Origin of the sequence: Pseudarthrobacter sp. H2 (assembly GCF_050157045.1) — a bacterium.
Taxonomy (GTDB): domain Bacteria; phylum Actinomycetota; class Actinomycetes; order Actinomycetales; family Micrococcaceae; genus Arthrobacter.
This window is the reverse complement of the sequence record NZ_CP189594.1, coordinates 4760302-4783874: the sequence shown is the minus strand read 5'-3', so window position 1 is coordinate 4783874 and position 23573 is coordinate 4760302. Positions and strand designations below refer to the sequence as shown.

18 protein-coding genes, 1 tRNA gene and 2 riboswitches are annotated in these 23573 nt (G+C 66.9%); of the genes, 13 read left to right on the top strand and 6 right to left on the bottom strand.

Features of this window, described 5'->3' with window-relative positions:
- Nucleotides 1-6: 6 nt before the first annotated feature.
- The 4 genes from ACQCSZ_RS22215 to ACQCSZ_RS22200 form a co-directional block, all read right to left on the bottom strand.
- A complete protein-coding gene (locus ACQCSZ_RS22215) occupies nucleotides 7-1272 on the bottom strand; it encodes an ROK family protein (RefSeq protein WP_427005762.1) in 1266 nt (421 codons plus the stop codon).
- A gap of 85 nt (nucleotides 1273-1357) precedes the next feature.
- On the bottom strand, nucleotides 1358-1819 hold the full coding sequence (locus tag ACQCSZ_RS22210; RefSeq protein WP_427005761.1) for a benzoate/H(+) symporter BenE family transporter: 462 nt from the start codon (nucleotides 1817-1819) through the stop codon (nucleotides 1358-1360).
- A gap of 627 nt (nucleotides 1820-2446) precedes the next feature.
- Nucleotides 2447-3022: a dCTP deaminase gene (gene dcd / locus ACQCSZ_RS22205; RefSeq protein WP_427005760.1), complete on the bottom strand. Its 576-nt coding sequence runs from the start codon at nucleotides 3020-3022 to the stop codon at nucleotides 2447-2449.
- A 129-nt stretch (nucleotides 3023-3151) separates the two neighbouring features.
- Nucleotides 3152-3598, bottom strand: a complete 447-nt coding sequence (locus ACQCSZ_RS22200) for an SRPBCC family protein (protein ID WP_427005759.1) — start codon at nucleotides 3596-3598, stop codon at nucleotides 3152-3154.
- Nucleotides 3599-3871: 273 nt separating this feature from the next.
- On the opposite strand from ACQCSZ_RS22200, the gene ACQCSZ_RS22195 reads away from it, so the two are divergent.
- The 13 genes from ACQCSZ_RS22195 (at nucleotide 3872) to ACQCSZ_RS22135 (ending at nucleotide 18167) form a co-directional block, all read left to right on the top strand.
- Nucleotides 3872-3945 (top strand) — tRNA-Gly (locus tag ACQCSZ_RS22195).
- Nucleotides 3946-4057: 112 nt separating this feature from the next.
- Nucleotides 4058-4207 (top strand): hypothetical protein, encoded by a 150-nt coding sequence (locus ACQCSZ_RS22190; protein ID WP_427005758.1) that lies wholly within the window; start codon nucleotides 4058-4060, stop codon nucleotides 4205-4207.
- Nucleotides 4204-5364 carry a N(5)-(carboxyethyl)ornithine synthase gene (locus ACQCSZ_RS22185; protein WP_427005757.1) on the top strand — a complete coding sequence of 387 codons (1161 nt, stop codon included), beginning with the start codon at nucleotides 4204-4206 and terminating at the stop codon, nucleotides 5362-5364. The genes ACQCSZ_RS22190 and ACQCSZ_RS22185 overlap by 4 nt, the downstream gene beginning before the upstream one ends.
- A 119-nt stretch (nucleotides 5365-5483) precedes the next feature.
- Nucleotides 5484-5581: riboswitch (glycine riboswitch) on the top strand.
- 1 nt (nucleotide 5582) lies between these two features.
- Nucleotides 5583-5688: riboswitch (glycine riboswitch) on the top strand.
- A gap of 50 nt (nucleotides 5689-5738) precedes the next feature.
- Nucleotides 5739-8603, top strand: a complete 2865-nt coding sequence (gene gcvP, locus ACQCSZ_RS22180) for an aminomethyl-transferring glycine dehydrogenase (RefSeq protein ID WP_427005756.1) — start codon at nucleotides 5739-5741, stop codon at nucleotides 8601-8603.
- A gap of 10 nt (nucleotides 8604-8613) precedes the next feature.
- Complete coding sequence (gcvT, locus tag ACQCSZ_RS22175; protein WP_427005755.1) at nucleotides 8614-9726, top strand: glycine cleavage system aminomethyltransferase GcvT; 1113 nt, start codon at nucleotides 8614-8616, stop codon at nucleotides 9724-9726.
- Between the two features lie 85 nt (nucleotides 9727-9811).
- Nucleotides 9812-10195, top strand: a complete 384-nt coding sequence (gene gcvH / locus ACQCSZ_RS22170) for a glycine cleavage system protein GcvH (RefSeq protein WP_427005754.1) — start codon at nucleotides 9812-9814, stop codon at nucleotides 10193-10195.
- Nucleotides 10192-11523, top strand: a complete 1332-nt coding sequence (gene glyA, locus ACQCSZ_RS22165; RefSeq protein WP_427005753.1) for a serine hydroxymethyltransferase — start codon at nucleotides 10192-10194, stop codon at nucleotides 11521-11523. The genes gcvH and glyA overlap by 4 nt, the downstream gene beginning before the upstream one ends.
- Before the next feature lie 174 nt (nucleotides 11524-11697).
- Nucleotides 11698-13095, top strand: a complete 1398-nt coding sequence (locus ACQCSZ_RS22160) for an L-serine ammonia-lyase (protein WP_427005752.1) — start codon at nucleotides 11698-11700, stop codon at nucleotides 13093-13095.
- 280 nt (nucleotides 13096-13375) lie between these two features.
- Nucleotides 13376-14386, top strand: coding sequence for a lipoyl synthase (lipA, locus tag ACQCSZ_RS22155; RefSeq protein WP_427005751.1), 1011 nt, complete (start codon nucleotides 13376-13378; stop codon nucleotides 14384-14386).
- Nucleotides 14387-14423: 37 nt separating this feature from the next.
- Nucleotides 14424-15257, top strand: a complete 834-nt coding sequence (locus tag ACQCSZ_RS22150; RefSeq protein ID WP_427005750.1) for a methylenetetrahydrofolate reductase — start codon at nucleotides 14424-14426, stop codon at nucleotides 15255-15257.
- Nucleotides 15247-16707: a D-serine/D-alanine/glycine transporter gene (gene cycA / locus ACQCSZ_RS22145; protein ID WP_427005749.1), complete on the top strand. Its 1461-nt coding sequence runs from the start codon at nucleotides 15247-15249 to the stop codon at nucleotides 16705-16707. The genes ACQCSZ_RS22150 and cycA overlap by 11 nt, the downstream gene beginning before the upstream one ends.
- Nucleotides 16708-16710: 3 nt before the next feature.
- Nucleotides 16711-17565 (top strand): formyltetrahydrofolate deformylase, encoded by an 855-nt coding sequence (gene purU, locus ACQCSZ_RS22140; RefSeq protein WP_427005748.1) that lies wholly within the window; start codon nucleotides 16711-16713, stop codon nucleotides 17563-17565.
- 242 nt (nucleotides 17566-17807) lie between these two features.
- Nucleotides 17808-18167: a hypothetical protein gene (locus ACQCSZ_RS22135; RefSeq protein WP_427005747.1), complete on the top strand. Its 360-nt coding sequence runs from the start codon at nucleotides 17808-17810 to the stop codon at nucleotides 18165-18167.
- Nucleotides 18168-18319: 152 nt separating this feature from the next.
- Here the strand turns inward: ACQCSZ_RS22135 and ACQCSZ_RS22130 are convergent, their stop codons facing one another.
- Together ACQCSZ_RS22130 and ACQCSZ_RS22125 are read right to left on the bottom strand one after the other, a co-directional pair.
- On the bottom strand, nucleotides 18320-21850 hold the full coding sequence (locus ACQCSZ_RS22130; RefSeq protein WP_427005746.1) for a proline dehydrogenase family protein: 3531 nt from the start codon (nucleotides 21848-21850) through the stop codon (nucleotides 18320-18322).
- A 246-nt stretch (nucleotides 21851-22096) separates the two neighbouring features.
- Nucleotides 22097-23560, bottom strand: coding sequence for an amino acid permease (locus ACQCSZ_RS22125; RefSeq protein ID WP_427005745.1), 1464 nt, complete (start codon nucleotides 23558-23560; stop codon nucleotides 22097-22099).
- Nucleotides 23561-23573 lie beyond the last annotated feature (13 nt).

Sequence of the window (23573 nt, the reverse complement as noted above, 5' to 3'; positions counted from 1 at the left end):
GGGCCCTCAGACGGCTTCGAGCCGTTCGGCCACCAGTGAGGGCTGTCCGATGACGCGGTTGCGCCCGGCAAGCAGCATGCCGCGGAGCATCCGGTGCGGAGCTTCCGGGGCAAACTCAACGGCGAGCCGGGTGAGCGAGGGCAGCCCCGCGATTCCGTCCAGGTACCTCCGCATCTCGGTCTCGAGCCCGCCCCGGAACTCGGCGAGGAAGCCGTCGACAATGAAGAGCTCAGGATTCACAACACCGGCCACGGCGTCGATCGTGATGCCAAGCCAGCGCCCGGCGTCGGCGACCGCTTCAACGGCAGCCCCGTCCCCGCCGTCCAGCATTCCGCGCAGCTCTGCCGTCATGTCCTCATAGCCGGCCGACATCCGGCCCAGCGTCGTCGCGTAGTCGGCTCCCGTCGCGCGGCTGTAGAGCGAGGCGAGGCCCAGATGCGTTTCGGCACAACCGCGCCGCCCACACCAGCACTGGAACCCGCCCGGATCAACAACGATGTGTCCGAACTCGCCGGCGAGCCCACCCGATCCGTGTTCCACCGTGGAGCGCGAGAAGAGCCCTCCGCTGACGGCGCTGCGTCCGCCGATGTAGGCCACGGATTTGTCGTCATTGAAGGCATCGCCGCTGATGCAGGAAAGCATGGAGTAGTTGGTCTCCCGGTCCACTCCCACGACGGCGGTGGACCCGGCCGCAGCCAGCATCTCCTCCACGTGGCGGCCCAGCGGGGCCGGCCCCCAACCGTTGAGGACCGAACGGACCACCGTGCCACGATCGCGGTCGGCAGCACCGGGCACGCCCAGTTCGACGGCGAGCACTTGGCGGGACTGCCGGGACGCCGTCTGGAGTAACTGGGTGATGGCCTGGTTCAGGAACGGGAGGTAGCCTTCGAGGCCGTCGTATTCGGGAACCGGAAATTCGTGGGTGGATTCCAGCTCCCCCACGAGGTTTCCGATGGCGGCCAGGATCCGGGTGCGGTCGCATTGGATGGCGAGCATCACCCAGGGGCGCGTGGCAAAGGAAATCGGGCGCACCGGCCGGCCCACCGCAGGCGGGTCGACGTCGCTCTCCTGCACGAGGCCGCGGTCCCGAAGTTCCTGGATCAGATTGGTCAAAGCGGAAACCCTCAGTCCGCAATGACGGGCAATCTCCGCACGCGTCAGGGTTCCATGTCTGGCGAGTGCGGACAACACCGAGGACAAATTGTGCTCACGAAGCCCTGCGACCGAGGCCCCCGACTGGCCCAGCGGCCCGGTCCCACCCACGCCCTTCATTCCCAGCCTCCCTGCCGCACCCTCCGCCGGCCCTGAACCGGCCTGCCATTCATCATAGAGGGCAGGGAAGCAGCAGGCGCCGGCATCAGGCCCTGGTCCGGCGCCGTCCGGCAAAATAGGCAACCGCGCCGGCAAGGCACCCCCAGAAGGGGGACACAATTCCCAGGGAGCAATGCCCGACGCCGTGACCGCAGGGGTGATCAGCGCAGCCGCGGAGCGCAGGTCCGCTGCCGTCCCCGGTGACTGTGTCCTGAATGGCCCCCTGCAGGGCGCCAAGAAGCGCAACGCCGGCGAGCACCGTCAGCATCGCCGCCGGGATGACGGCGAACAGCGCCACGACGGCGGTGCTGAACGCGCCGAAGAGGAGGTAGAAGATCCCGCAGGATATGCCGGCGACAAACCGCCGTCTGCTGTCCGCGTGGGATTCGGGCCCCGCGCAGATGCTCGCTGTAATGGCGGCAAGATTGACGGCGTGGCTGCCGAACGGCGCCGGCCAACGCTTCCGGAGCAAATTTCCGAGTCGCGGACCGTCCACCATGCCGTTCATCAACAGCGTCTGACGTGAACGCCATCCTGCTGCGCTACGGCATCCGCTACCCCAAAGACACGCCAGATGGACGAAGGAACACAGCCAGTGGCTGCACCGCCAACACTTTGACGAACAGACACTGCAGTTCACCTACGAGACCGATGTCGAGCAGGCCGAGCTGCTCGCCAGGCCTCTGGCACGCATCGACAAGCACGGCGCCGCCACGGCCGCGGCGTGCCGCTACACCCCGGTGATTGAGGCGTTGATGTGTCTGCGCGGCATCCAGATCACGACCGGGTCCGGGCTGGCCGTGGAGAGCGGGGACTGGACCCGCTTCACCGGCTCGCCCATCGGCTCCTACCTCGGGAAGTGGACGTGGCAGCACGCGGAGCTAACCCGAGAGCCAGCTATGAGCAGACGGTCTACACCGCCGACGCCCGATTTTAGACACCGGTACGCTCCAGCCGAACTCATCGTCATGCGGTAACGAACCCGCGCATATCAGCCTGGCAATGCAGTCGAGACAACACCCGCCAACACACCTCACCACGACCGGCCGGCACACGATGAGGGGCCCCCGGAACCAAAAGCCAGGAGCCGCTCATCCACGCCTATTGACAACCCGACCTACATATCAGCCTGTGGCTAGAGCTCCGTGCGGTGGAAGTTCAGGTGGCTGCGGCTTGCCGTCGGGCCGCGCTGGCCCTGGTAACGGTTGCCGTACTCACCGGAGCCGTAGGGAAACTCGGCCGCCGAGCTGAGACGGAAGAAGCACAACTGGCCGATCTTCATGCCCGGCCACAGCTTGATCGGCAGCGTGGCCATATTGGACAACTCGAGCGTGACGTGGCCTGAGAAGCCGGGGTCGATGAAACCCGCCGTCGAGTGTGTCAGCAGGCCCAGGCGGCCCAGCGAGGACTTACCCTCGAGCCGGGCGGCGATGTCATCGGGAAGGCTGACGGTCTCGTAGGTGGAGCCCAGGACGAACTCCCCCGGGTGCAGGATGAATGGCTCACCGGAGTCAACCTCGACCAGGCGGGTCAGCTCGGGCTGTTCCTCCGAGGGATCGATGTGGGCGTACTTGTGGTTGTCGAAGAGCCGGAAGAACTTGTCAATCCGCACATCCACCGACGACGGCTGGACCATGGCAGGGTCGAACGGCTCAAGGACAATCCGTTGGGAATCTATTTCGGCACGAATGTCGCGGTCAGAGATCAGCACACGATCAAAAATACCGCATCCGCCGCAGGCGGGACGCACGGGCGGGCCGCACGGGGCCGGTGGGACAGGTCCGGGGCTCCTACCCTGAGGCTGCGCCGGCACTTGGCCGCACGGCCGCCGCGGGGCCGCCTATTCCGCTTCAGGCATGTCTTCCAGCACGGCCTTGAGCTGGTCAAGCTGGCCGACTTCAGCCCTCATCCGCCGGCCGAAGACGTTCGTGAGCCGGTCCAGGAGCCCCTTGGGCTCGTATTCCAGGGCGAAGCGGACGCGCGTGTTGTGACCTTCGGTGCTCAGGTAGTAGCCGCCGTGCGGCCGTTCCGGGCCGACGATGACCCGGTACTGGATCTCGGCGCCCGGCCGCGCTTCGATGATCTCAAAATCTGCGGCGACGGGCCGCCCGCCGGGCCCGGTGCGGGTCTGCCGGTAGACGGCGCCCTTCGCGCCTTCGGTGCCCGATTCCAGCTCGACGCTCCTGATCCCCTCACGCCAACTCGGGAGATTCCGGCCGTCCAGCAGAAAGTTGTACACGCTCAGCGCGTCGCGCGCGATGACGACGTCGTACTCTGCGAATGCCACGGAAATCCTTGCTCGGCGATGGCTGGTGGGTGTAGCCCGTTCCCCCGAGACTGCAGCTAGCCATTTCAGGATAAACAGCAAGCCCGGCGCCGGCAGCCGCGCGGCGGGGTTTTACCGAAGAGTTATCCGAAGCGTTATGGGACCCAGCCGGGTCCGGCTGCGCTGACCCGGCTGCGCTCACCGGCCGCGCCGCGGCGGCGCGGCCGTGCCGCGGCAGGCAAAGTCCTCCGGCTGTTGTAAGCTAGGTTCCGCGGCGCTGGAAAGCGCGGCAACGCGGCTGTAGCTCAATGGTAGAGCGCTAGCTTCCCAAGCTCGATACGCGGGTTCGATTCCCGTCAGCCGCTCCAATCCACGCACCGCGCAGCACCCATGACTGCCCCGGCTGCCCCGGGGCGGGTTAGGCCGGTACCTGTATCGTTCGAAGTCAGGAACCTCTTCGGTTCCGCTACAGGAGCGATCATGGCTGACAAATCCCCCCGTCAAGCAGCATCCAAGAAATCCGGCAAGTCCCTCAAGGAAAAGCGGGCCGACAAGAGGACCGCGGCAGCGCCGCCCAGCTCCATGGACAAGGCCACCAGCACCAAGCCGGCCAGCCCCAAAAAGAAGTGACCGGTTCGACGGACCGCCTCACCCTGGGAGTCCTTGCCGGCTCGCGGAAACCTGACGAGCGGCGCCTCCCGATCCATCCCCTGCACCTGGAGCGCATCATCCCGGAACTCCGGCAGCAGCTGATCCTCGAAAAGGGCTACGGCGAGCGGTTCGGCGTGTCGGACGCCCACCTGGCACCGCTGGTGGGGCGCATCGTTCCGCGCGCGCAGCTCCTGGCGGAGGCCGACGTCGTCCTCCTGCCCAAGCCGCAGCCCGAGGACCTCGCCGAGCTCCGCGACGGGCAGGTCCTCTGGGGCTGGCCGCACTGTGTCCAGGACCGGGCCATCACCCAGCTGGCGATCGACAAGAAGCTCACGCTGATCGCCTTTGAGGCGATGAACCACTGGGCCAGCGACGGCGGCTTCGGCCTGCACGTTTTCCACAAGAACAACGAACTGGCCGGCTACTGCTCGGTGCTGCATTCCCTGGCCCTCAAGGGCTCCACCGGGGACTACGGCCGGAGGCTCAGCGCCGTCGTCATCGGTTTCGGCGCGACGGCGCGCGGGGCCGTCACGGCGCTCAACGCCCACGGCGTCCACGACGTCCAGGTCCTGACCAGCCGGGGTGTGGCCGCGGTGGCCTCGCCCATCCATTCGGTGCGGATTGCCCAGTTCGACCACGATGACAAGGCGCCGTTCCTCAGCGAGGTCATCACCGAACGCGGGCGGGTGCCGCTGGCGCCGTTCCTCGCCGAAAGCGACATCGTGGTCAACTGCACCCTGCAGGATCCCAACGCGCCGCTGACCTACCTGCGCGCCGAGGATCTGGGTGCTTTCCGGCCCGGCAGCCTGATCGTGGATGTTTCCTGCGATGAGGGCATGGGCTTCAGCTGGGCGAAAAACACCACCTTCGCCGAGCCGATGTTCCAGGTGGGCGACCACATCGACTACTACGCGGTGGACCACAGCCCCTCCTACCTCTGGGATTCCTCCAGCTGGGAGATCAGCGAGGCCCTGCTGCCGTTCCTGGAGACCGTGATCTCCGGCCCCGGGGCGTGGACGGACAATGAGACCATCCGCCGGGCGGTCGAAATCCGCGACGGCGTGATCCTGAACAAGGATGTGCTGCAGTTCCAGCGGCGCGGGCCGGAGTACCCGCACCCCCCGCTGGGCGCGTAGGGCCCCTGCCGCAGGCCGATTCGAGCGTAATGGTTCCGGCGATTTTGACGCGGCGGTTTGCGTGTGACCTGAACAGCGGATATATTGTGAGGCGTATCACTCACAAGTGATCGTGCTTATGATCTGCGGCGGGAGAGTCCTGCCGGTACGTTCAGCAGGCGCCGTAGGAGCAAATCCTCCCCAGGAATCTCTCAGGCCCACGTACCGCCGCGGCAAGGCAACTCTGGAAAGCAGTCCGGGAAACCGGGCTCACCGACGGTGCAAGCGGCGCCCTGCGAGAGCGGGCAATGCGGAAACTCTCAGGTCCAAGACAGAGCGGGGAGGAACCCGAATCAACGTGGCGCATCTGCACCACCTGAATTATGGAGTTCCTCATGACCGTCCAATCCGCGCCCACCGTCTTTGCAGACCGGCACATCGGCGCCCGCCGCCAGTCCGACATCGACACCATGCTGAAGTTCGTCGGCTACGACAGCGTCGACGGCCTTGTCGACACCGCCGTTCCGGACTCCATCCGGCAGGCAAGCCCACTGCTCCTGAAGGACGCCCTGAGCGAGGTCGAGGTTCTCGCCGAGCTGCGCCGCCTGGCTTCGAAGAACAAGACCGCGGTCCAGATGATCGGCCAGGGCTACTACGACACCGTGACGCCGCCGGTGATCCGCCGGAACATCCTCGAGGCCCCGGCCTGGTACACCGCCTACACGCCGTACCAGCCGGAAATCTCGCAGGGCCGGCTGGAGGCGCTGCTGAACTTCCAGACCATGGTCCAGGACCTGGTGGGCCTGCCGGTCGCCAACGCCTCCCTCCTGGACGAAGCGACGGCGGTGGCTGAGGCCGTGCTGATGATGCGCCGGGCGAACAAGAACAAGGCCGCCCACGACGGCAAGACCGTCCTGGACGCCGACTGCCTGCCGCAGACCATCGCCATCGTCAAGGGCCGCGCCGAGGCGCTCGGCTTCGAGGTCGAGGTCGCCGACCTGTCCAAGGGCCTGCCCGACGGCGTCATCAACGGCGTCGTCCTGCAGCAGCCCGGTGTTTCGGGCCGGGTGTTTGACCACGCTGACGTGATCGCGGCGGCGAAGGAACGCGGCGCGCTGGTGACGGTGGCCGCTGACCTGCTGGCCCTGACCCTGATCACCCCTCCGGGCGAGCAGGGCGCGGACATCGCCGTCGGCTCCACCCAGCGTTTCGGTGTCCCGCTGTTCTTCGGCGGCCCGCACGCGGCCTACATGGCCGTGCAGAAGGGCCTGGAGCGGTCCATGCCGGGCCGTCTGGTCGGTGTGTCCAAGGACGACGCCGGTGTTCCCGCGTACCGCCTGGCGCTGCAGACCCGCGAGCAGCACATCCGCCGCGAGAAGGCCACCTCCAACATCTGCACCGCGCAGGCGCTGCTGGCCATCGTGTCCTCGTTCTACGCCGTCTACCACGGCCCGGACGGCCTCAAGGCAATCGCCGAACAGGTCCACAACAACGCCCGCACCCTGGCCACCACCCTTCAGGCCGCCGGCCGCGAACTGGTCGCCGATACCTTCTTCGACACCGTCACGGTCCGGGTCCCGGGCAAGGCCGCCAAGGTCATCGCCGCCGCCCAGGCACGCGGCATCAACCTGCGCCACATCGACGGCGACACCATCGGCGTGTCCGCTGATGAAACCACGACGACGGAGGTCCTCTCAGCCATCGCCGTCGCCTTCGGTGCCGGTCCGGTTGTCGACGCGAAGGGCTTTGAACTGCCCGGATCGGTGCTCCGCACCTCCGATTACCTGCAGCACCCGGTGTTCAACACCCACCGCTCCGAGACCCAGCTGCTGCGCTATATCCGCAGGCTGAGTGACCGGGACCTGGCACTGGACCGCACCATGATCCCGCTGGGTTCGTGCACCATGAAGCTGAACGCCACCGCGGAGATGGAAGCCATCTCCTGGCCGGAATTCGCCTCCATCCACCCGTTCGCCCCGGACTCCCAGACCGAGGGCTGGCGCGAACTCATCACCGGGCTGGAAGCGGACCTCGCCGAAATCACCGGCTACGACCAGGTGTCGCTGCAGCCGAACGCCGGATCCCAGGGCGAGCTCGCCGGCCTGCTGGCCATCCGCGGCTACCACCGCTCCCGCGGTGACGACCAGCGCAACGTCTGCCTGATCCCGGCCTCGGCCCACGGGACCAACGCCGCCTCCGCGGTCCTCGCCGGTATGAAGGTCGTCGTCGTGGCCACCGCATCGGACGGCACGATCGACCATGCCGACCTGAACGCCAAGATCGAGGCCAACAAGGACGCCCTCTCGGCCATCATGATCACCTACCCCTCCACCCACGGCGTGTACGACGCCGACGTCACCGAAATCTGCGACGCGGTGCACGCCGCCGGCGGCCAGGTCTACGTGGACGGCGCCAACCTCAACGCCCTGGTCGGGCTGGCCCAGCCGGGCAAGTTCGGCGGCGACGTCTCGCACCTGAACCTGCACAAGACCTTCTGCATCCCGCACGGCGGCGGCGGACCCGGCGTCGGCCCGGTCGCGGCCAAGGCCCACCTGGCACCGTTCATGCCCGGTGATGCCAACAAGGCAGCCCACGACGACGGTCACGGCGGGTCAAAGGGTGTGGCCATCTCCGCGTCCAACTACGGTTCCGCCGGCGTCCTGCCGATCTCCTGGGCCTACGTGAAGCTCATGGGCGGCGAAGGCCTGACCGAGGCGACGAAGTCGGCGCTCCTCGCGGCCAACTACGTCGCCGCACGGTTGAACGAGTACTTCCCGGTGCTGTACACGGGTGAGGGCGGGCTCGTGGCGCACGAGTGCATCCTGGACCTCCGCGACCTGACCGCGAAGACCGGCGTCACCGCCGAGGACGTGGCCAAGCGCCTCATCGACTACGGCTTCCACGCCCCCACGCTGGCGTTCCCGGTTGCCGGCACGCTGATGGTGGAGCCCACCGAATCCGAGGACCTCGCGGAGATCGACCGGTTCATTGAAGCGATGATCACCATCCGGCAGGAAATCGACCAGGTGGCCAACGGTGACTTCACCGTGGAGAACAGCCCGCTGCGCAACGCACCCCACACCGCGTCCGCCGTCGTCTCCTCAGAGTGGACGCGGACCTACAGCCGTGAGCAGGCCGTGTTCCCGGTCCACCACCTCAAGCAGGACAAGTACTTCCCGCCCGTGGGCCGCATCGACGGCGCCGGCGGGGACCGCAACCTGATCTGCTCCTGCCCGCCGCTTTCCGAGTTTGAAAACTAAGGATCCCGACATGACTGAGAACTACACCGCGCTCTACGAAGAGCACAAGAAACTCGGCGCCTCCTTCACCGACTTCGGTGGCTGGCAGATGCCCCTGAAGTACAGCTCCGAGCTGGCCGAACACCACGCCGTGCGCAAATCCGCCGGCCTGTTCGACCTCTCCCACATGGGCGAGGTCTGGGTCACCGGACCCGAAGCCGGTGCCTTCCTGGATTACGCTCTGGTGGGCAAACTCTCCGCAATCGCGGACGGGAAAGCCAAATACTCGCTCATCTGCAACGCCGACGGCGGCATCATCGATGACCTCATCACCTACCGTTTCGGCGACGAGAAGTACCTGGTGGTCCCCAACGCGGGCAACGCACCCACCGTCGCCGCTGCCCTGGCCGAGCGGGCCGCGGACTTCGACGTAGAGGTCGAGAACGTCTCCGCGGAGATGTCCCTCGTCGCGGTCCAGGGGCCCAAGGCCGAGGCCATCCTGCTGAAGCTGACCGATGAGTCCCAGCACGCGCTGGTCACCGACCTCAAGTACTACGCGTTCAACGAGGTCACCGTGGCCGGCCACGACGTCATCCTGGCGCGCACCGGCTACACCGGTGAGGACGGCTTCGAGCTCTTTGTACCGAACGACGGCGCCGCCCCCCTGTGGGCTTCGGTGGCCGAAGCGGGGGCTGAGTTCGGCATCGTTCCGTGCGGCCTCGCCTCCCGCGATTCGCTCCGGCTCGAGGCCGGCATGCCGCTCTACGGCAACGAGCTTTCGCTCGAACGGTCGCCGTTCGACGCCGGCCTGGGTCCCGTCGTGGCGCTGAAAAGCAAGGAAGGCGACTTCGTGGGCCGTTCGGCACTGGAGGCCGCCAAGGAGGCCGGTTCCGAGCGCAAGCTGGTGGGCCTGAAGGGCCTCGGACGCCGTGCCGGCCGCGGGCACTACCCGGTCCTCAAGGACGGCGTAGTGGTTGGTGAGGTCACGTCCGGACAGCCCTCCCCCACCCTCGGCTACCCCGTTGCCATGGCCTACGTGGATGTTGCACTCACCGAGCCGGGCACGGCCCTGGACATCGACCTGCGCGGCAAAGCGGAGCCCTTCGAGGTTGTTGCCCTGCCGTTCTACAAGCGCCAAAAGTAATTACTCCCGACGCTCCCTCACCTTTCGCAGTGTTTGGGCCGACGCTCTCTCACTTGTTGCACTCCAAACTTAAGGAAAAACACACATGGCCAAGGTTGCCGCTGAACTGAAGTACTCCGCCGAGCACGAGTGGATCGCCGCTGATGGCTCGGGACCGTCCGTGATCGGCGTGTCCGCCGTTGCCGCCGAGGCTCTGGGCGACATCGTGTACGTGGACCTGCCCGAGGTCGGCTCCACGGTGACCGCGGGGGAGACCTGCGGGGAGATCGAGTCCACCAAGTCCGTTTCGGACCTGTACTCCCCGGTGACGGGCGAGGTCACGGAGGTCAATGACGGCGTCGTCGCCGATCCTGCCGTGATCAACTCCGATCCGTATGGTGCCGGGTGGCTGTTCAAGGTCTCTGTGACCGAAGAGGGCCCGCTGCTGTCCGCGCAGGAGTACGCTGCAGCCAACGGCGGCGAGCTGTGAGCGCCGCCGGCACCGCCACGGCAGTCACCGCCTTCGAGCAGGTCGTGTCCCCGTCCCTGGACGCGGAGCTGTCCGTCCTGGATCCGGAGATCGCCGCGAGGATCGATGCCGAGCTGGGCCGGCAGCGCGACGGCCTGGAGATGATCGCCTCGGAGAACCACACGGCGGTGGCCGTGATGCAGGCGCAGGGCTCGGTGCTGACCAACAAGTACGCCGAGGGTTACCCGGGCAAGCGGTACTACGGCGGCTGCGAGCACGTGGACGTCATCGAACAGCTCGCCATCGACCGGGTCAAGGCCCTGTTCGGCGCCGGGTTCGCGAACGTGCAGCCGCACTCCGGTGCGCAGGCGAACGCCTCGGTCATGCACGCCCTGATCAAGCCCGGCGACACCATCATGGGCCTGAACCTGGCCCACGGCGGGCACCTGACCCACGGCATGCGGATCAACTTCTCCGGCCGGCTCTACAACGTGGTCCCGTACCAGGTCCGCGAGGACACCCACACCATTGACATGGCCGAGGTGGAGGCCCTGGCGCTGGAGCACAAGCCGGCACTGATCGTGGCCGGCTGGTCCGCGTACGCCCGGCAGCTGGACTTCGCCGAGTTCCGCCGGATCGCCGATGCCGTGGGCGCGTACCTGATGGTGGACATGGCCCACTTCGCCGGGCTCGTCGCCGCCGGGCTGCACCCCAACCCGGTCCCGCACGCGCACGTCACGACGTCCACGACGCACAAGACCCTCGCCGGTCCGCGCGGCGGGATCATCCTGTCCAACGACGCGGACATCGCCAAGAAGATCAACTCCGCGGTGTTCCCCGGCCAGCAGGGCGGCCCGCTGGAGCACGTCATCGCCGGGAAGGCCGTGGCGTTCAAGATCGCCGCATCCCCGGAGTTCAGGGAACGCCAGGAACGCGTCCTGGCCGGCGCCAGGATCCTGGCCGACCGCCTGGTCCGGCCGGACGTCACCGCCAAGGGGATCAACGTGATCTCCGGCGGCACCGACGTGCACCTGGTCCTGGTGGACCTGCGCGACTGCGAACTCAACGGCCAGGAGGCCGAGGACCGCCTCGCCGCGATCGACATCACCGTCAACCGCAACGCCGTCCCCTTCGACCCGCGCCCGCCCATGGTCACGTCCGGCCTGCGGATCGGCACCCCCGCCCTGGCCACCCGCGGCTTCGGCGAAGCGGCCTTCCGTGAAGTTGCGGACATCATCGCCGAGGCACTGACCGCCGACGCCGGCGCGGACCTGACCGGCCTCCGTCACCGGGTCGAGGCCCTCGCCGCCGCCCACCCGCTCTATCCCGCGGTTGCCAACCACGGCTGACCGCCTCGCTTGGCCCGTTGGGGCCGACATCCTCCGCGTGCTCGGTCGCGAAGACGCCCGCTGAGCGGACGTGCCGCTCCCTTAGACGCACGCCTCCGGATGCCGGCCCCAAAGGGGCCTCTCTGCTCACCTCACCCACTATCCCCGCCACGATTACCTAGTTAGGAACCGACAATGGCCGTTGGAGTCTTTGACCTTTTTTCCATCGGAATAGGACCGTCCAGTTCGCACACCGTGGGCCCGATGCGGGCGGCCGCGGTGTTCGCTGAAGAACTGAAGGCCTCCGGTGTACTGGGCAGGGTGGCGTCGCTGCGGGTTGACCTGTACGGGTCGCTGGCGGCAACGGGCCACGGCCACGGCACCATGACGGCGATCCTGCTCGGCCTGGAAGGTTTCCACCCCGAAAAGATCCTGCCGGCCGAGGTGGAGGAGCGGCTCGCCGCGATCGCCGAAACCGGCACGCTTCAGCTTGCCGGTTCGGTACCGCTGCCCTATGGCGTCACGGACATCATCCTGCGCCCGTTGACCATCCTGCCCCGGCACACCAACGGCATGACGTTCACCGTCACTGACGAAAAGGGCGGGACCCTGCACAGCGCGACGTTCTTCTCCGTCGGCGGCGGCTTCATCGTCCGCGAGGGCGAGGAGGACGCGGCCCTGAAGGAGCTCGACGAGTCCAAGAACGAGCTGCCCCTGCCGTTCCGGACCGCGGCGGAACTGCTGGGCCGGTGCCAGTCCAAGGGCCTGTCCATCGGCGACATCATGTTCGTCAACGAACGTGCCTCCCGGACCGAGGAGGAGATCCGCGAAGGTCTGCTGCACATCTACTCCGTGATGGAAGAGTGTGTGGATGTCAGCCTCAAGCGCGAGGGGCTGCTGCCCGGGGGACTGAAGGTCCGCCGTCGTGCGCCCGACTGGCACGAACGCCTCCTGAAGGAGGACAAGGACCGGGACCCCAAGTACTGGCAGGAATGGGTGAACCTGATCGCGCTGGCAGTGAATGAGGAGAACGCGTCCGGCGGCCGGGTGGTCACCGCCCCCACCAACGGCGCGGCCGGCATCATCCCCGCCGTCCTGTACTACGCGCTGCACTTCGCGCCCGGCATGGACAAGGCCACCCAGGGAGACCGCGACGACGTCGTGGTCAAGTTCCTGCTCACGGCCGGTGCCATCGGGGTGCTCTACAAGGAACAGGCATCCATCTCGGGTGCCGAGGTGGGCTGCCAGGGCGAGGTCGGATCGGCGTCGTCCATGGCTGCCGGTGCCCTCGCCGAGGTCATGGGCGGCACGCCCGCGCAGGTGGAGAACGCCGCGGAAATCGCGATGGAACACAACCTCGGGCTGACCTGCGACCCGATCGGCGGGCTCGTCCAGATCCCCTGCATCGAACGCAACGCGATCGCCGCCGCGAAGGCCATCAACGCCGCCAAAATGGCGCTCTGGGGCGACGGCTCGCACCGTGTCTCCCTCGACGAGGTCATCGTGACCATGCGCGAGACCGGCAAGGACATGAGCTCCAAATACAAGGAAACCGCCATGGGCGGCCTCGCCGTGAACGTCGTGGAGTGCTGAACGACGGACATGACCATTGGCAACCAGCGCGGAGCAGACCAGCCGATACCGGCCGACAAAGGCAGCTCCAACCGGCGGAAGCGTCTCATGAAGCAACGGGTCGAGGCCTGGGCGGTAGGCACCACCGGTCTTGGCGGCCTGTTTCTGATTGTCTACGCATCGGCCCGGTATGCACCGTGGTGACCCGCTTCGGCCACCGTCGCCGCCCCGCCCACAGGCATTCCCAGCGCCAAGACCTCTATTGCCGGCAAAGCCGGCCCACATTCAAAGGAACCAGAAAATGACCCTCGCACCAGAAGGCCGGAAGATGCTGCGTATTGAGCAGCGGAATGCGGCCACACCGGTGGAACGTAAGCCCGAGTGGATCAAGGCCAAGGTCCAGATGGGCCCGGAGTTCGTGCAGCTCAAGAACCTCGTGAAGAAGGAAGGCCTCCACACCGTGTGTGAGGAGGCCGGCTGCCCCAACATCTTCGAATGCTGGGAAGACAAGGAAGCGACGTTCCTGATCGGCGGCTCCGAGTGCACCCGGCGCTGCGATTTCTGCCAGATCGACACCGGCAAGCCCTCCCCCGTGGATGTCTTCGAGCCCACCAAGGTGGCCCGCTCGGTCCAGGCGATGCAGCTGCGCTACGCCACGGTCACGGGCGTGGCCCGGGACGACCTCGCCGACGAGGGTGTCTGGCTCTACGCCGAGACGGTCCGCAAGATCCACGAACTGAACCCGGGCACCGGCGTCGAACTGCTGATCCCGGACTTCTCCGGCAGGCCCGAACACATCGAGGCGATCTGCGACTCCAAGCCCGAGGTGTTCGCGCACAACGTGGAGACCGTGCCGCGGATCTTCAAGCGCATCCGCCCGGCGTTCCGCTACGACCGGTCCCTGGACGTGATCACGCAGGGCCGGGCGCTGGGCATGGTGACCAAGTCGAACCTGATCCTGGGCATGGGCGAAACCCGCGAGGAAATCTCGGCGGCCCTGCAGGACCTGCACGACGCCGGCTGCGACCTGATCACCATCACCCAGTACCTGCGCCCGTCCGAGCGGCACCTGCCGGTGGACCGCTGGGTCAAGCCGCAGGAGTTCGTGGACCTCCAGCAGGAAGCCGACGAGATCGGCTTCCTCGGCGTCATGTCCGGGCCCCTGGTGCGCTCCTCCTACCGCGCCGGCCGGCTCTGGGCCACCGCGATGCGCAAAAAGGGCCGGGACATCCCGGCCGCCCTCGCCCACATCGAAAGCTCCGGCAGCACCCGCCAGGAAGCCAGCACCCTGCTGGCAGCCCAGGCCAGCTGACCCCGCCAGCTTGCCATCCGATATCCAGAGAGGACCAATGATGTTCCCTACCCGAATCGAAATCATCCCATCAGCCGGGATCGTTGACCAGGTCCAGTCCCTGGTTCCGCTGACCACCACGCTGACCATGACCTGCCTGCCCCACCACGGCATCGAACGGACCATGCGCGCGTCGGTGGAACTGAGCATGCTCGGCTACAACGTCATCCCGCACCTGGCCGCGCGCAGCATCAATGACCGTGCCGAGCTCACCCGCATCATGCGCGACTGCGACGTGGCCGGGATCGGCGAGGTGTTTGTGATCGGCGGCGACCGGAAGCAGGCCGCCGGCCCGTACGACTCGGCCCTCCCGCTGCTGGAGGACATCGCGCAGTACACCGGCGGCCTGATGCGCGCCGGCGTGGCGGGGTACCCGGAAGGCCACCCGTCGGTGGCCGCCCTGGACCTCGTGGACGCGCTGCTGGCCAAGCAGCACCTGGCCACGCACGTCGTCACGCAGATGTGCTTCGCCGCCCCGAAAATCCTCGACTTCGCGGCGCTCCTGCGCCGCGAAGGCGTGCGGCTACCCGTCTGGGCCGGGGTGGCGGGGTCCGTCCCGCGGACTAAACTGGTCACACTGGCCACGCAGATCGGCGTCGGAAGTTCCCTGAAGTTCCTGACCCGCAAGGGCCCGCTGGCGCGCAAGCTCCTCAGCGGGGACCGCTACTCACCCAACACCCTGGTGGCCGGGCTCGAAGGCCAGCCCGGCATCGCAGGCATCCATCTCTACAGCTTCAACAACCTCGATGCGGTCCCCAATGAAGCGGGCCCCGCGTCTTCCACAACAGCACTCCAGCCAGCATTGATTCGAGGAGCAGCACGTGAGTACTAGAACCATCGTTTCCCCGGAAACGCCGCATCTTGAGCGGCAGCTCAGTAACCGGCATATCCAGCTGATCGCCATTGGCGGCGCGATCGGCACCGGCCTGTTCATGGGCTCCGGCAAGACCATCTCGGCCGCCGGCCCGTCCGTCATCTTCGTGTACATGATCATCGGCTTCATGCTGTTCTTCGTCATGCGGGCCATGGGCGAACTCCTGCTGTCCAACCTGCACTACAAGTCCTTCAGCGACTTCGCCGCGGACCTGCTGGGCCCGTGGGCCGGGTTCTTCACCGGCTGGACCTACTGGTTCTGCTGGGTGATCACCGGCATCGCGGACGTCATCGCCATCGCCGGCTACTCCCAGGAACTCTGGCCGGGGCTGCCGCTGTGGATCCCGGGCCTGGTCACCATTGGCATCCTCCTGCTCCTGAACCTCGCCACGGTGAGGGCGTTCGGTGAGACCGAGTTCTGGTTCGCGCTGATCAAGATCATCGCCATCGCCGCACTGATCATTGTGGGCCTGTTCATGATCTTCAGCGGTTTCCAGTCCGACGCCGGCCCGGCCACCTTCTCGAACCTGTGGAGCCACGGCGGTTTCTTCCCCAACGAATTCATGGGTTTTGTTGCCGGCTTCCAGATCGCCGTGTTCGCCTTTGTAGGCATCGAACTCGTCGGCACCACCGCCGCCGAGGCCAAGGACCCGGAGAAGAACCTGCCCAAGGCCATCAACTCCATCCCCATCCGCGTGCTGCTCTTCTACGTCGGCGCCCTCATCATCCTGATGTCCGTCACCCCCTGGACCCAGTTCCAGGCCGGCCACAGCCCGTTCATCGCCATGTTCTCCCTCGCCGGCCTCGGCGCCGCGGCCACCATCGTGAACCTGGTGGTCCTGTCCTCGGCCATGTCCTCGGCCAACTCCGGCATCTACTCCACCTCCCGCATGGTCTACGGCCTGGCCCAGGAGGGCGACGCCCCGACCGTGTTCAGCCGGCTGTCCCGCCGCAAGGTCCCGCAGAACGCCCTGTTCCTCTCCTGCGTCCTGCTGCTCTCCGGCGTCATCCTGATGTACGCGGGCTCGGACATCGGCAAGGCCTTCGACATGGTCACCACCGTCTCCGCCGTCTGCTTCGTCTTCGTCTGGTCCATCATCCTGGCCAGCTACCTGAAGTTCCGTTCCCGCCGCCCGCACCTGCACGAGGCCTCCAAGTACAAAATGCCCGGCGGCATCCCCATGGTCTGGGTGGTCTTCGCGTTCTTCGCCTTCGTCCTCTGGGCGCTGACCACGCAGCCGGACACCCTCGTGGCGCTCCTGGTCACCCCGGTCTGGTTCATCGTGCTCGGCGCCGCCTGGCTCGTCCTGCGCAAGCGTCCGTCCCACCTGGCCCGCTACGCGGAGTTCCAGAAGGACCTCGACGGCGAGAAGGTCATCGCCGATCAGAAGGCACAGCGGGAAAGCTGAGCCATGGAAACCGAACACATTCTGACCGTCAACTGTGCCGAGTCCCCGGGAATCGTCCACGCGATCACCGGCTACCTGCTGGACCACGGCTGCGACATCATCGACACCAAGCACTTCGGTGACCGCAGGGAAAAGCAGTTCTTCATGCGCGTGCACTTCGCGTCAGGGAACAAAGCCTTCAGCACCGAAGAGCTGCGCCGGGACTTCGCACCCCTGGCCGACGAATGGGCGATGAACTGGCAGCTGGAGCCGCACGGCCGCAAACGCCGGGTGCTCATCATGGTGTCCAAGTTCGGGCACTGCCTCAACGACCTGCTGTTCCGGGCCCGCACGGGCGATCTTCCGGTGGACATCGTGGCCGTGGTCTCCAACCACACGGACCACGAGGAGCTGGTCAAGTGGCATGACATCCCGTTTTTCCACCTCCCGGTCACCAAGGAGACCAAGCCGGCGCAGGAAGCCCGGCTGCTGGAACTTGTGGATGAACACGATGTGGAACTTGTGGTCCTGGCCCGCTACATGCAGGTGCTCAGCGATGAGCTCTCGGCCGAGCTGACCGGGCGCACCATCAACATCCACCACTCGTTCCTGCCCAGCTTCAAGGGCGCCAAACCCTACCACCAGGCCTACGACCGCGGCGTCAAGACGGTGGGCGCCACCGCCCACTACGTCAACGCGGAGCTGGATGAGGGACCGATCATTTCCCAGCAGGTCATCGACGTGGACCACACGTACACGGCCGAGGACCTGGTGCGGGTGGGCCGGGACGCTGAGTGCAAGGCGCTGAGCAACGCGGTCAGGTGGCACTGCGAGGGCCGGGTCATGCTCGACGGAAACCGGACCGTGATTTTGCGCTGACCCGGCTGGCACGGTCTTTGGCCGGCCTGAAGCCCGGGCTTCAGGCCGGCCGGTTCGGGTACCCACGGTGTACCTACTTGGAGGATGTACTTACGCGGGCCATTGAACACTCGTGGTCAGTGGCCTATCCTGAGACCGTTGAAGGTCAAGCAGAGGCCCATGACGACGATTTCGAAAACGAGCGCTGTCCTATGCGTATGCCGTTCGGCGACTGCATCGGAGACGTTCGGGATAGGCCGACAATGAAGCCAGCCACAAACCGTCCCCCGCTTTCCGCAACTTCGGGCGGCCATGCCCTCAAGCCCGCACGCACATTGGTGCCTGCCGCGTATCACGGGGCCGAGGCCCAGCACCCCGGCCTGGGCCGCCGCGACGCGCACTACCCCACCCTGGTGGAGGCCGAATATGTGGGCAGCCCGTACTGCGAGCGGTGCGGCACGGACGAATTCATCTATCTGGAGACCTTTGTTCCCGCCACGCACCGGCGGGACGGCTCAATCAACAAGCTTGGCGAGGCCACCTACTTCTGCTCCGGCTGCGAAGACTACTCGGCCCACGCCGTGCCCGCCTCCTGGGTGCCGCCGGGCTGGTACTTCGGCTAAGCAACACAGACCCATGCCGCGCAGACCTAAGCCACGCAGACCCAAGCCACACCGACCTGACCCGCCGGGCAACGGCACGGGCCGGGCGGCCACCATTGGAGGGTGGCCGCCCGGCCCGTGTTTTATTTGTGCGGACTGGCTGGAGCGGACTCCTAGATGAGTCCGTCCGAGAGGTGGTTGGGCGTGCCGAAGCGGTGCGCCGTGATGCTGATGGCCTGCTCGTGCAGGAACGGCAGCAACTCCACGCGGCCGGCCTCCGTGACCGGGTGGGCGTAGACGGCCAGGTCCGGGCGGCCGCCGGTTGCTTCGGCCAGCGCCGTGGCGTTGCCGCCGATCAGCCGGATCCGGCCGCCGGACAGTTTGCCTGCCGCGGCGAGCGTTCCCGCGGAGGCCAGCCAGTCGGCGTCGTTCTCCACCGTGACGGCGATGCCGAGCCCGGACAGTGCGGTGCGCAGCCCGGCGGGCAGTTCGACGGCGGCGGACACCGTCAGCGCGGAGCCGGCCAGGACGCCGGCGGCGACGGTCCGGACGAGGTCAGCGAGCGGTTCACCTTCCGAGAGGCGGACCGTGACCGGCAGCGGACGATAGCGGAAGATGTTGCGTTCGGCGCCCAGGCCGGAGACGTCCTTGGCCGTGCCGAAGTCCTCGGCCCAGGCGGCGGCGTCGGAGGCCAGGGCGCGCTGCACCCGCTCCAGCTCGGCGGGGGCCAGGATGCCCCTGGCGGCATCCTCGAGCCGTCGCACGCCGGAGTGCGCAGCCGTGGCTCCCCCGTTGGCCCGTGCCGTGCTGGCCCTGCTGCTCCAGTCGCCGAGCCCGGCGAGGTAGTTGGGTCCGCCGGCCTTGGTGCCGGCGCCGACGGCGGATTTCTTCCAGCCGCCGAAGGGCTGGCGCTGGACGATCGCGCCGGTGATGCCGCGGTTGACGTAGAGGTTGCCGGCCTGGACGGAGTCCAGCCAGATGCCCAGTTCCTCCGGATCCAGGGAGTGCAGGCCCGAGGTGAGGCCGTAGTCGATCTGGTTCTGGATGGCGATGGCCTCTTCCAGGGTGTCCGCGGTCATGACGCCCAGGACGGGTCCGAAGAATTCGGTGAGGTGGAAGTAGGACCCGCGGCGCACGCCGTAACGGACGCCCGGGCTCCAGAGCCTGCCGGTGTCATCGAGCCTGCGCGGCTCGACGGCCCAGTTTTCGCCTTCGCCGAGCGTGGTCAGGGCGTCCAGGAGCTTGCCGTTCGCGGCCTCGATGATCGGACCCATCTGGCTGGCGGGATCCTCCGGGTAGCCCACCTTCATCGAGGTGACAGCGTCGATGAGCTGGTTGTGGAAACGCCTGGAGGTCCCCACGGAACCCACCAGGATGACGAGCGAGGCGGCTGAGCACTTCTGCCCGGCGTGGCCGAAGGCGGAGTGCGCCACGTCCTTGGCCGCCAGGTCCAGGTCCGCGCTCGGGGTGACGATGATGGCGTTCTTGCCGCTGGTCTCGGCGAGCAGGGGCAGGTCCTGGCGGAAGGAGCGGAACAGTTCGGCCGTCTCGTAGCCACCGGTGAGGATGACCCGGTCCACCGCGGGGTGCGAGATCAGCTGCGCACCGAGTTCACGCTCGCCGAGCTGGACCATGGTGAGCACGCCCCGCGGGACACCGGCTTCCCAGAGAGCCTCGATCATCACGGCACCGCTGCGGCGGGCCTGCTTTGCGGGCTTGATCACGACGGCGGAGCCGGCGGCGAGCGCCGCGAGGGTGGAACCGGCCGGGATGGCCACCGGGAAGTTCCACGGCGGGGTCACGACGGTCAGCTTGGACGGGACGAAGGCGGCGCCGTCGACGTCGTCCAGTCTGCGGGCGGATTCGGCGTAGTAGTGGGCGAAGTCAACGGCCTCGCTGACCTCGGGATCACCCTGGTCGATGGTCTTGCCGGTCTCACTGGCCATGACCTCGAGCAGTTCGGCCCGCCGGGATTCCAGGACGTCGCCGGCGCGGTGCAGGATCGCGGCACGCTCATTGCCGGAGAGCGCGCCCCAGGCCTTGCCGCTCTCCACGGCGGTGGCGATCACGGTGTTGAGGGTGTCCGCGTCACTGATGGTGGCCGCTGCCACGGCGGCGTTGCCAAGGGTGGAGGTGGTGACGCGCTCCAGGATGGCCCGCCCCCAGTCGCGGTTGGCGGGCAGCGAGGGGTCTGTGTCCGGGGTGTTCTCGAAGGAGTCGTGGGGCATCGGCGCGGCCGGGAGGCTGCGGTCCTGCCGGCGGTTCGGCGGCGGGACCTCGTCGTCGAGCCTGGCGAGGGAGGCAAGGAAGCGCTGCTTCTCCCGCTCGAACAGCGATCTGCTTTCTGGGGAGTTCCCCCCCAGTTCAAAGACGGCGGACATGAAGTTGTCCCGGCTGGCGCCTTCCTCGAGCCGGCGGATCAGGTAGGCGATCGCGACGTCGAACTCGGCGGGGTGGACCACCGGGGTGTAGAGCAGGAGCGAGCCGACGTCCTGCCTCACGGCTTCGGCCTGGCCCTGGGCCATGCCGAGCAGCATCTCGAATTCGATGCCGGATTCCACGCCGCGCCGCTTGGCCAGCAGCCAGGCGAAGGCAATGTCGAAGAGGTTGTGGCCTGCGACCCCGATCCGGATGTTGCGGATCCGGTCCGGGTGCAGCGCGTAGTTGATCACGCGCTTGTAGTTGGTGTCCGAGTCCTGCTTGGTGTTCCAGGTGGCGAGCGGCCAGCCGTGCAGGGAGGCCTCCACGTGCTCCATCGGCAGGTTGGCGCCCTTGACCACGCGGACCTTGATCGCTGCGCCGCCGCCGGCGCGCCGGGCGGCGGCCCAGTCCTGGAGCCGGATCATGGCCGCGAGGGCGTCGGGCAGGTAGGCCTGCAGCACGATGCCGGTCTCGAGGTTCTTGAATTCGGGCTTGTCCAGGATCCGGGTGAAGACCGCGATGGTCAGGTCCAGGTCCTTGTATTCCTCCATGTCCAGGTTGATGAACTTCGCTTTGGGGAAGGAGGCGGCACGGGTGAAGAGCGGGGTCAGCTTCTCGACGACGTGCTCCACGGCCTCGTCGAAGGCCCAGGCGGAGTGCGGGGCGACGGTCGCGGAGACCTTGATGGAGACGTAGTCGACGTCGGCCCGGGCCAGCAGGGCGTGGGTGCCCTCGAGCCGGCGGGAGGCCTCGTGGTCACCGAGCACTGCCTCGCCGAGGAGGTTGACGTTGAGCTTGATGCCCTCCTTGCGGATCTTCGCGATGGCCAGGCCCAGCTTGGCGTCCGTGGCATCGATGATGAGGTGGCCGACCATTTCGCGGAGCACTCGGCGGGCGATGGGGATGACCACCTGCGGCAGGACCGGGGCCAGGGTGCCGCCGAGGCGGACGGCGCCGCGCATGTACCAGGGCAGGAACGCGGGCACCTTCGGAGCGAGGGCGGCGAGGTTCCGGGCGGCGACCCGGAAGTCCTCGGGGCGGACGACGCCGTCGACGAATCCGACCGTGAAGTCCAGGCCGTTGGGGTCCTTCAGGACACCCGCGAGTTGCTCGGCCGACGCGTCCACGGGGACCTTCGCGGCGTCGGCGAGCCAGCGGCGCACCTGGGCAATGGTTTCTTCGGCGAGGGCAGCGGCGTCAAGGACCGGGGAGCCTTCCGGGACGGCTGCGTGGTCGGCTTCATTGCCTGTGCCCACGACGGGTGCCGTTGAAATGTTGGTCATGGCTGGTACTCGTTCTTTCTCATCAGGTGGAGCTCTTATGACCCAGTATGGAACCGGATTTTCATAAGATAAAGCGATGTTTTCCGAGCAGTACTGGTTAGAAAAAGTGAACATTTCGGCGCCCGTCCAAACGGCCGGAAAATCCCCGGAATCCCCGGTTGCGCTATCACTTAGGGTTCCCAAAAACCCTGGATAGGGGCCGTAAGTGATAGCGCAACGGGGCGAGGGGAGATGAGCCTGCCGGGGTCAGCCGATGGGGCGGTGCATCTCCACTGCTTCCTCGTGCCGGGGGCTGTCCGGGTTCATCAGCGAGTGCTTGCGGCCGTAGCCGAAGTAGATCACCAAGCCGATGACGAGCCAGGCGGCGAAGCGGAGCCAGGTGGCGAAGGGAAGCTGGGTCATGAGGAATCCGGAGGACAGGATGCCGAAGGCTGGCACCAGGGGCATCAGCGGGAGCCGGAAGGTACGCGGGGCGTCGGGCTTCTTGTAGCGGAAGATAATCACCGACAAGCAGACGACGACGAACGCGGCGAGGATGCCGATGTTGGTCAGGTCAGCCACGGCCTTGATCGGGAAGACGCCGGCCAGCGCTGCGGACGTGATGCCGGCGATCCAGGTGACGCGCTGCGGGGTGCCGTGGCGGTCCGTCTTCGCGAACCAGCCCGGGAGCAGCCCGTCCCGGCTCATGGAGAACCAGACGCGGGTGACGCCGAGGAGGAACGTTAGCATCACCGTGAGGATGGACAGGACGGCGAACACCGAGATGATCGTCGCAATCACGGGCAGCCCGACGCCGTTGAAGGCGGAGGCGAAGCCTGCCTTCGGGTCGATGTCCCGGTAGTTCTGCATTCCGGTGAGCACCAGCGTGGCGGCGACGTAGAGCAGCATGGCGATGATCAGCGAGAGGATGATGGCCTTGGGCATGTGCTTCTTGCCGTCCGTGGCTTCTTCCGCCGCCGTGCTCATGGCGTCGTAGCCGAACACGGCGAAGAACACGGTGGCTGAACCTGCCAGCACCGGGCCGAAGCCGCTGGGCATGAACGGGCTGTAGTTGTTGGTATTGATGTAGAAGATGCCCAGCCCGATGATGAACAGGATCAGGACCACCTTGATGGCCACGGCCACGAGCTCGAAGCGGCCGAAGGCCTTGGTGCCGCGGGACAGGATCCAGGTCACGATCAGGCAGACCACGATCGCCGGAAGGTTGATGATGCCGCCCTTGCCCTCGTCAGCCGTCGACGTCATCCAGACGGGCATGTGGACCCCGATTCCGGAGAGGAACGCGTCGAAGTAGCCGGAGATGCCGATCGCGACGACGGCCACGATCGCGGTGTACTCGAGCAGCAGATCCCAGCCGATGAACCAGCCGATCACTTCACCCAGCGCCACGTAACCATAGGTGTAGGCGGATCCGGCCCGCGGGATCATGCCGGCGAACTCCGCATAGGACAGAGCGGCCGCTGCCGAGGCCAGGCCCGCGATCAGGAAGGAAAACAGCACCGCGGGCCCCACACCCGGGTTGTCTCCGCTGCCGGCCGCCACCAGCCCGGCCAGCGAGAAAATACCGACGCCGATGATGCCGCCGACGCCGATGGCCGTCAGCTGCCAGAGCCCCAGGCTCTTGAACAAACCGCTGTGTTTGTTTTCCTCTTCGATGTCGTCAATGGGCTTGCGCCGCATGATGGACCGGGTCAAATCGTTTGTGCTCATCACGGTCTCCTGC

What these genes read in the sequence shown, in the direction of transcription:
- ACQCSZ_RS22135 (WP_427005747.1), top strand. Translation starts at nt 17,808, where the DNA reads ATGAAGCCAGCCACAAACCGTCCCCCGCTTTCCGCAACTTCGGGCGGC.
- ACQCSZ_RS22125 (WP_427005745.1), bottom strand. Translation starts at nt 23,560, where the DNA reads ATGAGCACAAACGATTTGACCCGGTCCATCATGCGGCGCAAGCCCATT.
- purU (WP_427005748.1), top strand. Translation starts at nt 16,711, where the DNA reads ATGGAAACCGAACACATTCTGACCGTCAACTGTGCCGAGTCCCCGGGA.
- gcvP (WP_427005756.1), top strand. Translation starts at nt 5,739, where the DNA reads ATGACCGTCCAATCCGCGCCCACCGTCTTTGCAGACCGGCACATCGGC.
- gcvT (WP_427005755.1), top strand. Translation starts at nt 8,614, where the DNA reads ATGACTGAGAACTACACCGCGCTCTACGAAGAGCACAAGAAACTCGGC.
- ACQCSZ_RS22190 (WP_427005758.1), top strand. Translation starts at nt 4,058, where the DNA reads ATGGCTGACAAATCCCCCCGTCAAGCAGCATCCAAGAAATCCGGCAAG.
- ACQCSZ_RS22150 (WP_427005750.1), top strand. Translation starts at nt 14,424, where the DNA reads ATGATGTTCCCTACCCGAATCGAAATCATCCCATCAGCCGGGATCGTT.
- ACQCSZ_RS22160 (WP_427005752.1), top strand. Translation starts at nt 11,698, where the DNA reads ATGGCCGTTGGAGTCTTTGACCTTTTTTCCATCGGAATAGGACCGTCC.
- ACQCSZ_RS22210 (WP_427005761.1), bottom strand. Translation starts at nt 1,819, where the DNA reads ATGAACGGCATGGTGGACGGTCCGCGACTCGGAAATTTGCTCCGGAAG.
- gcvH (WP_427005754.1), top strand. Translation starts at nt 9,812, where the DNA reads ATGGCCAAGGTTGCCGCTGAACTGAAGTACTCCGCCGAGCACGAGTGG.
- ACQCSZ_RS22130 (WP_427005746.1), bottom strand. Translation starts at nt 21,850, where the DNA reads ATGACCAACATTTCAACGGCACCCGTCGTGGGCACAGGCAATGAAGCC.
- ACQCSZ_RS22215 (WP_427005762.1), bottom strand. Translation starts at nt 1,272, where the DNA reads ATGAAGGGCGTGGGTGGGACCGGGCCGCTGGGCCAGTCGGGGGCCTCG.
- lipA (WP_427005751.1), top strand. Translation starts at nt 13,376, where the DNA reads ATGACCCTCGCACCAGAAGGCCGGAAGATGCTGCGTATTGAGCAGCGG.